This window comes from Saprospiraceae bacterium, from assembly GCA_016712145.1.
In the GTDB taxonomy this organism is placed as follows: domain Bacteria; phylum Bacteroidota; class Bacteroidia; order Chitinophagales; family Saprospiraceae; genus Vicinibacter.
In genome coordinates this window covers 2,193,709-2,206,686 of the sequence record JADJRO010000001.1, presented here as the reverse complement: position 1 = coordinate 2,206,686, position 12,978 = coordinate 2,193,709, and the positions used below count along the sequence as shown (strand labels likewise).

11 protein-coding genes are annotated in these 12,978 nt (G+C 34.8%); 7 read left to right on the top strand and 4 right to left on the bottom strand.

Annotated features, from left to right (window positions below):
• Nucleotides 1-56: 56 nt before the first annotated feature.
• The 7 genes from IPK91_09295 to IPK91_09265 all read left to right on the top strand — a co-directional run bounded on the left by IPK91_09295 (nucleotide 57) and on the right by IPK91_09265 (nucleotide 9,017).
• Nucleotides 57-2,057, top strand: coding sequence for a caspase family protein (locus IPK91_09295; protein ID MBK8297453.1), 2,001 nt, complete (start codon nucleotides 57-59; stop codon nucleotides 2,055-2,057).
• An 11-nt stretch (nucleotides 2,058-2,068) separates the two neighbouring features.
• Nucleotides 2,069-2,437, top strand: a complete 369-nt coding sequence (locus IPK91_09290) for a hypothetical protein (GenBank protein ID MBK8297452.1) — start codon at nucleotides 2,069-2,071, stop codon at nucleotides 2,435-2,437.
• A complete protein-coding gene (locus IPK91_09285) occupies nucleotides 2,425-3,618 on the top strand; it encodes a hypothetical protein (protein ID MBK8297451.1) in 1,194 nt (397 codons plus the stop codon). The genes IPK91_09290 and IPK91_09285 overlap by 13 nt, the downstream gene beginning before the upstream one ends.
• A 31-nt stretch (nucleotides 3,619-3,649) precedes the next feature.
• A complete protein-coding gene (locus IPK91_09280; protein MBK8297450.1) occupies nucleotides 3,650-4,234 on the top strand; it encodes a sigma-70 family RNA polymerase sigma factor in 585 nt (194 codons plus the stop codon).
• Nucleotides 4,235-4,246: 12 nt separating this feature from the next.
• Nucleotides 4,247-5,059, top strand: coding sequence for a hypothetical protein (locus IPK91_09275; protein ID MBK8297449.1), 813 nt, complete (start codon nucleotides 4,247-4,249; stop codon nucleotides 5,057-5,059).
• Nucleotides 5,056-6,663 (top strand): hypothetical protein, encoded by a 1,608-nt coding sequence (locus IPK91_09270; GenBank protein MBK8297448.1) that lies wholly within the window; start codon nucleotides 5,056-5,058, stop codon nucleotides 6,661-6,663. Before IPK91_09275 ends, IPK91_09270 begins: the two co-directional genes overlap by 4 nt.
• Nucleotides 6,664-6,728: 65 nt before the next feature.
• Nucleotides 6,729-9,017 (top strand): caspase family protein, encoded by a 2,289-nt coding sequence (locus IPK91_09265; protein ID MBK8297447.1) that lies wholly within the window; start codon nucleotides 6,729-6,731, stop codon nucleotides 9,015-9,017.
• Between the two features lie 13 nt (nucleotides 9,018-9,030).
• On the opposite strand, the gene IPK91_09260 is transcribed toward IPK91_09265, so the two are convergent.
• From IPK91_09260 to IPK91_09245, 4 genes are read right to left on the bottom strand one after another with little or no spacing between them, the layout of a single operon-like run.
• Nucleotides 9,031-9,594 (bottom strand): hypothetical protein, encoded by a 564-nt coding sequence (locus IPK91_09260; protein ID MBK8297446.1) that lies wholly within the window; start codon nucleotides 9,592-9,594, stop codon nucleotides 9,031-9,033.
• On the bottom strand, nucleotides 9,543-10,031 hold the full coding sequence (locus IPK91_09255; GenBank protein MBK8297445.1) for a hypothetical protein: 489 nt from the start codon (nucleotides 10,029-10,031) through the stop codon (nucleotides 9,543-9,545). The genes IPK91_09260 and IPK91_09255 overlap by 52 nt, the downstream gene beginning before the upstream one ends.
• A 27-nt stretch (nucleotides 10,032-10,058) precedes the next feature.
• Nucleotides 10,059-11,768 (bottom strand): hypothetical protein, encoded by a 1,710-nt coding sequence (locus tag IPK91_09250; GenBank protein MBK8297444.1) that lies wholly within the window; start codon nucleotides 11,766-11,768, stop codon nucleotides 10,059-10,061.
• A gap of 25 nt (nucleotides 11,769-11,793) precedes the next feature.
• Nucleotides 11,794-12,726 (bottom strand): hypothetical protein, encoded by a 933-nt coding sequence (locus tag IPK91_09245; protein ID MBK8297443.1) that lies wholly within the window; start codon nucleotides 12,724-12,726, stop codon nucleotides 11,794-11,796.
• Nucleotides 12,727-12,978 lie beyond the last annotated feature (252 nt).

Sequence of the window (12,978 nt, the reverse complement as noted above, 5' to 3'; positions counted from 1 at the left end):
AACAAAAACTGATAACCATTAGGATAGCCAGGGTACTAGTTAATAAATCAATAAATATGTCTTTTAGATTTTGTAAATCCTTTTTTATAATCGCCATTCTTGGCTTATGTTTATTGAATTCAGTAAAATCCCAAGGGCAAAAGGCGACTAAAAAGGCATTGTTGATTGGAATCGGAAAATATCCGGAGCAAGGTGGATGGGCAACCATCAATTCATCAAATGATCTGGGTTTGTTGCGTGAATCGCTTCAGGCTCAAGGGTTTAATAAGGAAAACATCCTTGAATTGTCAGAAGATCAGGCGACCAAAGCCAATATTTTAAAAATGATTAAGGTCGATTTTACTGGTAAATTGTCTAAAGGGGATATCGCTTATTTTCACTTTTCAGGCCATGGACAACAAATGCAAGATAAAAATGGCGACGAAGTGGATGGTTTGGATGAATGCATTGTGCCTTTTGATTCACCGAAAAAATACGTTGAGGGTCAATACGAAGGAGAGCGATTAATATCTGACGACGAACTAAACGGTGCCTTGACGGATGTCCGTAAAAAATTAGGACCGAATGGTCATTTAATTGTGCTTCTGGATGCTTGTCATTCTGGAACCGGAACCCGTGGGTCGGCTTTAGCCAGAGGAACAACCGAAGTGATGGCTTCAAAAAACTATACAGAAAATTTAAACAAGAAAAGTCTAACTAAAGAATTTAAGCAAACGGAACAGGCGAGTACTACTGGCTTGGCTCCATTCGTTGCTTTTTTTGGTGCAGCACAAAACCAGCTTAACTACGAAATGACCGATGACAAAAAAGTGAGTTATGGCTCCTTGTCTTATGCCTTTTCAAAAAATCTGGTGCAAATCGGGCAGGAAACTTCTTATAGGGGTTTGTTTGATAAAATTAGAAATGAAATGGCAAGCATCGCTCCTTTGCAAAATCCACAAGCAGAAGGGGATTTGGACATGGAAGTATTAAACGGAAAAGCCTTAGCAAATGCAGAATATTATAAAGTCTTAAGTGTAATTGGACCAGATCAGGTTTTAATCAATGCAGGTCAATTGCATAATTTATTTGAAAATTCAAAAGTGGGATTTTATCCAATAGATACCCGCGATATTGAAAAAGCGCAGCCCTTAGTTACTGGAACAGTCATTTTAAGCAAAGCCGCCCAATCAAAAGTCAAATTAGATAGTAGTATAAATCCGGAAGTATTAAAAACTTCCTGGGTATTTGTTTTGGAAAAAAGTATGGGCGAAACCAAAATAAGTATGCGAATTTTAGTAAAAGACCCGACATTAAACAAATCTATTCAAGATAAATTGGGAGTTTTACCATTTATCGAGTTTAAACAAGAAGGTTCGGATTTAAGTATTGAACAAGATGAGTTGAATCCTAAAATTATCTACTTAAAAACATTTGACAATTATTATCTGGATACAACAGAAATTGGTTCTGCTGGAGAAATTAAATTCAAGAATTATATAAACACGATTAAGAGATATGTAAAGGGACGTTTTATTAGAAAACTTGAATTACAGGGACAGGATTTAAAATTGAGTTTTAAAATCATCCCAACAAAAACAAACAGGAATATTACAAATGTCGATGAATTAAAAGAATTGATGCCCGATTCATTTGGTGTAAAAAAATTAAAAGTGGGTGATTCCTTTCATATAATAGTTATTAACAACGGAATTAAGCCAGCGTATTTTACAATTTTTGACATTCAACCTGATAACATTTCTAAAATAATAGTGCCCAACGAATCTCAGACTCCCGAAGAATTTAGAATAACACCCGATCAGAAATTATTTATAAAAGAAACTTGGGAAATTGGACCACCATTAGGAAATGAAGTTTTCAAATTAATTGCATCTGACAAACCAATGGATTTGAGAGCCGTTTTTGGTACACGCGGAGGAATTGAACAAAGTCCATTTGAAAAATTATATAAAGAAACAATGTCTGATGAAGTCATCGGAACCAGAGGCAGTCGGGTCCTTAATCTCGGAAGTTCAGAAATTGATATTAACAAAGAAAGTTTTTTAATCTACGAATAAATCAAATTTATATGAAGTTCAATATACTTTTTATTTTAGTGATTTTTGTAAACCGGATGTATAGTCAGGATTTACACATCTATTATGATGTACATAAAGACAGCATCTGGTATATGAAAAATGGTAAAGGCATCGATGATCCTGTTGTAAAAAAAGGAAAACAAGTGTATTTCCATTTACAGGAATACAATAATTATATTTACAAAGCCAATTTTGAAGTAGCGCAATATAAAATTGAGAGCAGTGTTTTTGGCCAGGATTCTTCGAATTTTAAAAGTTTGTTACCTGGAATATTAGGCAATTTAATGCCGGGTGCAGGAGGTGGAGCCGGTCTTCCTTTTTTAACATTCCTGTATTTGGATCAGTATTGTCAAGTCTAACTGGTTTGCAAGGAACAACAGCCGCTCGTGGTGAATTGGAAGATCTTGAAAATTTTAAAAAGCAATTGGAATCGATGGAGCAGGAAAAAGCAGCAATCAATATGGCTATTCTTGAAATTAACAAGCGAAAAAAAGCTGCAGCCGTGCTTCAGACCAGTCCGGATTTTATTAATACACTTTGTAAATTAAATAGCCTGGCTCCAACAGAAATTAAGAAATTGGTACTGGCTTATTTTGATGAAATCTTTCTTCTTGATGGGAAGAACTCTTTTGGATTGACTGATATTCCTGCTTTAAATGAGAAATTATTGGAAATTCCGTTCCTACAAAAATCTTTACAAGGAAGCATTCAAGCTTATGAACAAAAATTCAAGCAACTAAATTCAATTTTAGTAAATTTAAAGAACACTGATCATGGAATTGATGAGTTGTATCCTTTGCTTAAAAAAGTGGAGTTGAGTCAATCGCAAAATGAAGGGGCTCTTAAAAATTTAAATCAACTCGTAGAAAATGCAGTTGGAGATACTATCAGCAAATTAGATTTTACTCCCAGTATTCAAAAATATTATTTAAAGTATATTGAAATAAATAATAATCATTTTGTTTTTACACATTATGAAACGGTTCGTGAACGCTATATTATCTATACGCTGCAATTGTATCAGTTGGTTTCTGATACAACAAGTGCTACAGGTTATTCAGAAGTTTTATATAAAACAAAAGAAGTGCGAATTAGAACTTATGGAAGTACAGCATTTACTTCAACCATGGGTTTAAGCGGCACCCGCTTTAACCAATTGCCAAAGCGATATTTTTTGAAAGGAGATAAATTGGCTGCCCAGGATGCAGATCCTTATTCATTGGTATTGTCGTCTTTATTTAATTTGAGCTTTGATTTTAATTGGAGTGTTTCTCCAGTACTTTCTTTAGGCATTGGAGTTCCTGTTACCAATAGCGAATATGTTGATAATATTACATTTTTAGTAGGCCCCGGTGTTTATGTTGGCCGTAGTCAGTCTATATTGCTTTCAGGTGGCATGATGTTTTCGAAAGTTCAACGATTGACAAACGGGCTTCAGGTAGGAGAATCCGTTGTCCTCGGTGATGGTGTAATTCCAACAGAAAAGAAATATGGTTTGGGATATTTTTTCGGAGTATCCTACAGAATAAGTGGTAAATAATTACAATATACATTTCGATTTATAAGAAACAATGAATCAGGTAGAAGAACATTATCAAGTATTTAAAGCGCAAGACTTAACCCAGGAATTGGATGAGCGCATAAAAAATTTATACAAACATTATTTTGATGATGTTAAAAATCATATTTTGAAAAACAGTGGGAGCTTGGAGGATGCCCGTGATTTGTTTCAGGAATTGGCATTGGTGTATTACAAACAACTTCAGAAACCCGATTTTAAAATTGAAACCAGTGAAAAAAACTATATATATGGTATTTGTAAAAATTTATGGTTAAAAAAATTGCGCGACCGGAAGCTAGTAAGCATGCCGGATGATAATTTTATTGACACCATTAAAGATGGTTCTCAACAAGAAATTCAGCAAAATGAAGAAAAGGACAGTTTGATTGATTTAATCTGTAAAACCATGGATCAAATTACCGAAGAATGCAGGCAGATTATTTATCTGGCATTCTATTTAAAAAAATCTGCCTTGGAAATAGCTGGCGCAACGGGTTATTCTGAGCAGTTTATTAAAGTTAAGAAGCACCGGTGCCTGCAAGGAATGCGAAAAATGATTGTTGATTCACCGGGCTATCGTATCATGAACCAATAAAATGGAAATGCAATGAATGAAGACCTAAAATATCAAGTTGAAATTATACGATACATCGATCAGGAGATGACTGCAGATGAACGAATTGCATTTGAATCCAGTTTAATAACCAATAAAGAATTGGCAAATGAACTCAAGGAATACCAAATGCTATTAGAGGGAATTGAAAGTTGGGGAGATCAATTAACAAAGAATAAAATAAAGTCGTATGATAAACAGCTCGAGCATGAAGGATATTTTAATAGAAGCCACGTAATTAAAAGTTTTATTGGAAATACGAATAATTTGAAATGGATTGGTTTGGCGGCTTCAATTGCGATTTTAGTAACAGCGTATATTTTTTTAAAGCCGGATGCCAAGTTAAATCCTGTTATAACATATGCTACGTATTATAAAGTGGATGAGAAATTACTATCTAAATTTCTAACTTTTTACCAACCTACCGGTTTGGTTAATTCAGATACCTTGCATAAAGACAGCCTTTATCTTGGATTGCAAGCTTTTCAACAAAAAAATTATGGTCAGACGATATCGTTTTTAAAGCCTTTACAATCTCAAGCTGTGCTTGCTGATCCTGGATCCTTTTATCTTGCATTGGCATTTATTCAGGTAAACGAAATCCCAAGTGCAATTGACCTGTTGATTCCACTGACAAATAGCAGGAGTTTTGAATTAAGAGAAGAGTCTAAATGGTATTTAGCATTGTCTAATATGCAATCGGGCGGTAATATTGAAGGCACGAAGGCTTTGTTGAGAGAATTGTCTCAGAGCTCGTATTCAGATATGGCTACTAAAGCAGGAAGTTTGTTGGCAGAGCTAAAATGATGTCCAAATACCCAGGATCGATTCACAAACTGAGTTCCATTTTTTATTTGGTTTTTATTTTCTGTTTTGGTGGGGCGGGTCAGCCTCAGACGTATAAGCAACAAGTTGCAAATAAAATTCTTGATAAACTTTATGAAGTTTCTGCATATCCTGAAATTCAGAAACCTAAATTAATAATTCTACCAAGTAAATCCTTGGCTGCACAATACGTTCCATCTTCAAATACCATATTTATTGAGGATGCTTTGTATTTAATTTGCCGTTCCTTTGGAAAGGATTCCTTAAATGCACTGGCATTTATTATTAGCCACGAACTAACACATGCAATTTATAAAGATTTAAATCTTGGATTGGTTCCCAGTAGTTATTTAAACTATGCGGGTTCATTTATTCCAAACGAACGGGAAGAGCAAGTTGCTGATTTACAAGGATCCTTTCTTGCAACCCTTTCAGGTTATCCAACGCAACAGGTTCTTTCTGGGTTAATTGAAAAAATTTACGACACCTATCATATTGAGGATAAGCCAATGGATGCTTATCCACCTAAATATAAACGGGTTGAATCTGCTCAAAAGGTATTGACCCAACTACAACATCTCTTAGTGGTATTTGAAAATGCAAATTGGCTGGTAGTAAAATCTGAATATGAATTGGCGCAAAGTCTTTACGATTATATTTTGCAATATTACCAGGGATTGGAAATTTATAACAACAAAGGGCTTGCATTGGCATTGCAAGCAATGCGCTATTACAATGAAGAAACAGATGCTTATGTACATCCTTTAGAACTGGATCAAAATTCCAGATTAAAAAAATTTAATAAGTCAAGGGGAGACCTGACTTCTGAAGATTTGCAAAAACGGATGCAATTGCTTAAACAAGCAAAGACCTGTTTTGAATCGGCACTTAGCCTAAACCAGGCATACCTTCCGGCTAAAATTCACATGATCAGCTGCTACAATTTGATGAATCAACCGGAGGAAGCCGTTCGATTTTATGAAACTGACAAGGTTTTTAATAAAAAAAGCACTAAAATAGCTTCAAATAATTTTCAAATTAATCAGGCGATTGGAATAAGTTATGCCTTGCTAAAGAATAAACGTGCCAGGCGATATTTTAATTCAAGTATTCCAAGGCAGCAGGTAGATTTAGCATCAAATGCAAATTATAATTTGGAATTATACAGAAACCATTTGAAAAAAGATAAAATCAAGCAACAGCTTTTACAACCATTCGCATGTATACCATCTGCTGAAGCAAACTTAAATAAGACGCAGTTATTTAATGAAAATTTTTCAGAAGCCAATTTGATTAATTTTAATTCAGGTCCAAATGTGCTCGAGCTAAAATATAAAATAGAAGCAGACAAACAAATTTATTTGTTTAAAAATAAAGAGGTGCCCTTGCTTTCAATCATAAGGAAAAAAGTAGATGCAAAAGGCATTCAAGATTTTCAAAAAATGCAAAGAGAACTGGATCCAGCCTGTCAATCACAACAAACGAGTTCTCTAGGCAGGTTTTATTCATTTGAGTCATTCAACATGGTGTTCCTGACAAATAATCAAGGGATGATTACAGAACAATTCCAGTTTATCTATAATTAGTTTATTTTTGGCCTTTTATTAGTTTTAGTTTGTATCTTCAAGGACTAAAAATCAACTCAGGCTGAATGGAAGACTTTTTTTCAGGGGGTAATATTAAACGATCTTGTCTATTTCATAAGGCATCCAGTTTTCATCGTCGCACGGTGTTGCTTTCACTATTGATTTTTTCAAGTCTTAGCATGTGGGCACAACCTCAAATTAAAGGAGTAAAACCTTTAGCAAATATTACAAAAAAAGATACAGGGACCTTTAGGGCAGTTATTGTGGGGATTTCAGATTATCAAAATTCTAAAATTCCGGATTTAAGTTTTGCTCATAAGGATGCTGAAGCGTTTTATAATTATTTATTGCACCGATCCGGTTTAAAAATAGATTCGGCAAATGTGGTATTGCTTTTAAATGAAAAAGCAACAGCCGGAAATGTTATTAGCAATTTGTTTTGGTTGATGGATGAAAGTAAAGAAGGAGATGTTGCCATCATTTATTTTTCCGGACACGGGGATGTTGAAACCACCACAATGAACCAGCCGGGTTTTTTACTTTGTTATGACGCTCCAGCAAGAGTGTATATGGCTGGAGGTACGTTTGCCTTACAAAATTTGCAGGATATCATTGCAACGCTTTCAACAACCAATAAAACTAAAGTGCTGGTAATTACGGATGCATGTCGTGCCGGTAAACTTGCAGGAAGTACAGAGGGCGGCCCTCGAGCTACCGCAGCCAATCTGGCAAAGCAGTATGCCAATGAAAATAAAATACTTTCATGTCAGGAAAATGAATTTTCATTGGAAGGAAAATCCTGGGGTGGAGGTCGAGGCGTTTTTTCATATTATTTCCTACACGGAATTGAAGGTTTAGCAGATCGCAATAAAGATGGATATGTCAGTGTGCAGGAAATTGAACGCTACCTGGATGACGAAGTACCTGCAGCCGTTGCCCCACACAGCCAATTTCCAATTACAGTTGGGAACAAAACCAACTTAATTGCCAAAGTGGATCCTAAAATTCTCGCAGAACTTAAATCTGAAATTCAAAAAAATGGATTGGAACAAAGCAGCGACAGAGGGATATTGGATTTTTTAGAATACAGTTCGGATACATTGATTCAACATTGGTATCAAGGTTTTAATATGGCATTAAGAGAGCATCGTTTATTGTATCCTGAAAACAACAGCGCCTGGTATTATTTCCTGCAATTGAAAGATAAACCTGAGATGATGGCATTTAAAGGTCTTATGCAGCGAAATCTTGCAGCGGCCCTTCAAGATGATGCCCAACAAGCAATTAATGATTATTTAAAGGCAGACCCGGTAGAACTTCGCAAGAGATGGTCTTACGATATACGTTATGAGCGCTATCCTGAATATTTAACAAAATCGGCTGAATTATTAGGGGAGAAACATTTTTATTTTACAACGATAAGCGCCAGACAACATTATTTTGAAGGGCTCAACTTGCGTTTGCAATCTGAACGTACAGGCAACAAGGCATTGATTCAGCAAGCCTTGTTGCAACAGGAAGCTTGCCTGACTCTGGAATCCAATGCTCCCTTTGCTTTCAATGAAATCGGAATTTTGTATCGCCGCTTATCAAAATACAAGGAAGCTGTCGAACAGTTTGAAAAAGTCGTTAAAATGACTCCAACCTGGCCGCTGCCTTGGGCTAATTTATGTGGAACCTATGTCGAATTGGATGAATTAGATAAAGCAGAAGCTTGTGGAATAAAAGCCATCCAATTAGACAGTGGATTCGCGTTATCCTATTATAATTTGGGCTATGTGTATCAGGTAAAAAAGGAAAATCAGAAAGCTAAATCTTTTTTTATTAATTGTTTGGAAGCAGATTCTGAATATAAAGATGCTTATTTCAAATTGGCTTTCATGTATGCAACCGAAGGAAATTATGCGGAGGCTGAAAAAATGGCTTTGCAATATCACAAAAGGGATTCTACTTATATTTATAATTTAATCAATTTAGGGGAAATTAAATTTAATCTTAAAAAAATTGAAGAAGCTGAACTGTTTTATAACAAAGCACTTGAGCACAACCCAAATTCTGAATTTGCACTTGAAGAACTTGCTAAGTTTTATTTGAGTATTCAATTATTTACTAAAGCGGATATGCATCTTTATAAACTCGATTCCCTCCAAAATAAAAATGCAAATACCTATTATTTGTTATCAAAATCAAAAGCCATGCAAAATAACAAGAAGGAATGCCTTCATTATTTAAACATGGCTTTAGAAAATGGGTACAAGGATCTGGATTCAATTCTTAACGACCAGGCCTTTACTAAAATTTCAAAAAAACGTTCCTTTAAGGAATTAATGAAACGTTTTTTTGAAATGAATTGAAATTAAAGGAGCTTTATTTTTTACCCATAACGGTCATTGCTTTAGCTTCATTTCCAACTCGAACAAGCAATGCAGATTTGTTTATTTGCAACATTTTATCTTTTGGATTTTCATCCAACAAGCGATTGTACGTGTTTTCAGCTTCGGTAAATAATTGAGCTTGTTCGAAGGCTGCTGCTTCCATCATGCCTTTAACAGATGGATTTCCGCTTGCATATACTTTCGAAGTTCTTACGCGTTTCAAAATGTTCATATAATCTTCATTTGCCAATACAATAAAATTTACGGATTGGGTCAATGCATTGTCTCCAGTGCCAAGTTTTTGCCTCCAGGCATAACGGAAATTTTTCTTTAATTTTAATTTTTTCAAGTCAACAGTACATTGACCGTTTTGGCAACACTCAGTAGTTTGCACAACTTGATCCCCATCTAAAATTTCAACCGTACAGGTTTTTCCTTCAGGAATAGCTGCACAAGCGCACGGAATGGTCGTTTCTCTAAGTTTACCAAATGGCAATGTGTTTTCTAATAGAGGTTTTTTATCTCCCCAACCATCTTTGCTGCGCAGTGGGTCCACAGCGAGCGTAAAGGGTCAACAGCCAACCAGCCATCTCCATTGATGGATTTACCCAATACCCAACCATCCGCTCCTTGTTTACTTGCAATTAAAGCAGCTGAAGATTGAATGTAATCTGCAAAGTCCGGATCAAAGCTTAAAGCACTTTCAGCTTTTGGTTTTTGAAAAGCGGTTGAAAGGGTTGTGGTACCTTCACTTTTTACAGTTTTAAAAATACCTTTTGACAATAACACCACATTAGATCCGTCTTTTACTTTTAAGCTGCCACTGGATTTTACAATGGTGCCAGCTTGCACTTTAATAGGTTTAGATCCATCGGAAGGAATGTATTTTACAGAACCTTCTGAAGCAACAACAATTACAGGGCTATCATCTTGTGCTGAAATGAAGCAATTAAGTGCAAACATTCCAAGAAAAATAAGAAGAATTTTTTTCATTTTGTAATGATTTAAAAGTATAATAATTTATTTTAGATACGTTGCGTAATTAATCCAGGATACTACATTTTGATCCCGGTCAGTAATAAATAAAATGGATGGATATATAAGTAGTAAACCAGAACTGGTTCCAATTTCATTCAAGGGCTTACCATATTTTAATAGTACATCCTCAATTTTACTTCCAATTTTAATTCCTAATCCACTGGATCCAGTATAAGATTCATTGCATTTGTTAAATAGTATGTACTGATAGGTACCATTAATATCTTTAGTACATTTATTAAAAAAGTAGTGAGAATGCATCGAAGAATCCGTTTCCGTAAATTGGTGACAATAGCGATTGCCTCCATCCAAATAAACCATAGATGATCGGTCAAATTCAAAATTTTCTGCAATAGCATCCAGACTCATTCCTTGAATTGTTTCGGGTATTTGACTTTCAATGGGTTTATTGATTGATTTAGCTTTGCCATTTTTTAGTAAAAATAAATTGTTAGTTGCACAAACACCCCCTAAAGCAATTGATTCATTCCAAAGAAGTTCGGCTTTAACAGGATCGCCTTCTTTCAATTTTAAAATTCCTAATAAATTTTTTAGGTCTCCAATGCTTTTAGCATCTCCTTTCTTAATTGCCAAAACCAGGGCTTCTTGTTCAGCATAAAATTTAGCCCGAACTGAATCCCCAAGAATCGCATAGACATTGGCTTTATTTAAATAGGCTGGAATATATTCCGGATCCATACTTATTGCAGCATCGAAATATTGAATTCCTTGCTTTAATAATTTTGTGCGAATGCTCAAAATATCATCATCTCCTCTTGAAGCTGTAGATTCCAAATCAAGTTGGAGTGCATATTGAAATACCAATTCTTCTTTTTTGAAATACGATAATGCTTCTAAAAAACAAGACATGCCGAGATTATTGTACAATTCACGACTTTGATACTGCATTAAAACGTATTTATAATATTCTCTTGATTCAGCATACATGCCGATCGCAGAAAGGTAATTGGCCATATCAAATAGTTCTACCAATTGTTTTAATTTCAGATTTGTTTTTTTACTGAGTTCCATCCGATCGTGTAAGGCTGGATATCCAGGTATTGGATCCTTTACTTGATAAGCTAAGTATAAGTTTTTGATTACTTCACCCCCTTTATTAAACAAACCAAAGCCTGCTGAATAAGCTAAAAATCCACCGAGGTAATCTGCTTCAGTTTCATAAGCGATTTGATCTTGCAATTTACTGAGGTCTTTGGCAATTTGTAAGTCGCTGAATTCAGATATAAAGCCCCTTCTCCAAGCATGTTTTTCATAGTAATGAGTAAGTTCATGCCCAAGTAAAAATGCGATAGCTGCATCTCCATAGGGTTCACAAGCTTGATATGCTTTTTCTTCAATAATAATTTCCAATCGATCGTAATCAATGCTTGCAACTTTACTTACTTCTCTGCGAAGCACTAGGCTGGGCACAGGAAACCTAAAATCCCCTCTTGCTGCAACCAGTTGATTGTATATTTTAAGACATCTGTCATAAGCGGGTGTATTATTTAAATTTTCGACCTGGCTGCTTGTAAAATTATCTGCTTGTAACAAAGGCATGGTTGATAAGCTCCTGTTTTGTGCATTACCAAATGGGAGCCCAACGACTACTAACAATCCAATTAGTATGGAAACGATCTGCAGTTTTAAATTGGAGATCATATAGTTTATATTAATTTGCTTGTTATTCATTGCTTGATTTGAGAGACATTTTAATTTACTTTCCAATATTATTTTTTAATTGGCTGTAATAAAACGCATCCGTCAATTGCTTTAATTGTTTATTATTTGGATTGTTTATTTGTTGGGCTTTTCCATATAATACAGCATAATTTACTAAATCCAGTTGCAGAAGCTCTTCTTGGATAAATAAAGTCTTCGGAACTAATTGTAAACTAAGTTGCTGTGATTTTAATTTATTGTCAATTGATTTTATTTGATTGTAATAGTCACTTTTATCGGAAATTTCAAAACGTTTGGCTTCATATTCTAAATTGGAGCCAGGTATTTCTACCTTCCAATAATATTTTTTACCGGGTTTAACATAATTTAAAAATTGCTGCACTTTAAATTGCTTTTTAAGAGTCAACATACTAAATACTTTCACCTTAGTATCAAATTCGTAAATAGTAAGATTATACCAACAGCTATCACAGGAATGACTCCATGAAAATTCCATTGAATTAAAATCAGACGGCAATTTCCCTGTCATTGGAAAATCTAAAACAGGTGCTGCCAATTCACCTCTGGAAATAGCATAAATTGAATTTTTATAACTTTCTTTGGATTCAGACGATTCATTCGATTCGAAAAAGGATATAAAGTAATTAGCCAACTGACCTAAAAATGAATTTTCAGAAGGTTTGCTAAATGTCAGACTGCTGATATAGTGCGTTCCCGGTGCTAATACTTCGCATACTTCACCTGAATTTTTTACCAGTTTAACGCGTGCATTTTTACCGGATATAATGATTTTTTGATCATCGTAAACCGGGCCATATTGGAGATTTTTAGCTTTATTGGATGGTTCTTTTGATTTGCAAATTTTGACCGACCCTTCTATTTGTATAGCAGCAATTCCTTGGCTAAAACCAATGGAAAGACTGATCAAACTAAAGCAAATTAGAACGAAATACTTGTTTATAGCCATATTCGGGGCAATTTAATCGTTTATTAGAGGTACGGCTTTTGAGGTTTAGGTTATCAGTTGCCGAAGATAAAAGTTTTCAAACGGTTTAAGCCTTTTTGGTAAAAGAATTTCGTTCGAACCAATCTCGGATGATTTGAAGATAGGCTTCCGGGTATTGTTTTAATTTGTGTTCATATAATTCATAAAGTTCATATGATATGATAATGGTGGTCGTTAAAAATATAAAACCAAGTTTAATGTTAGCAAACAAAA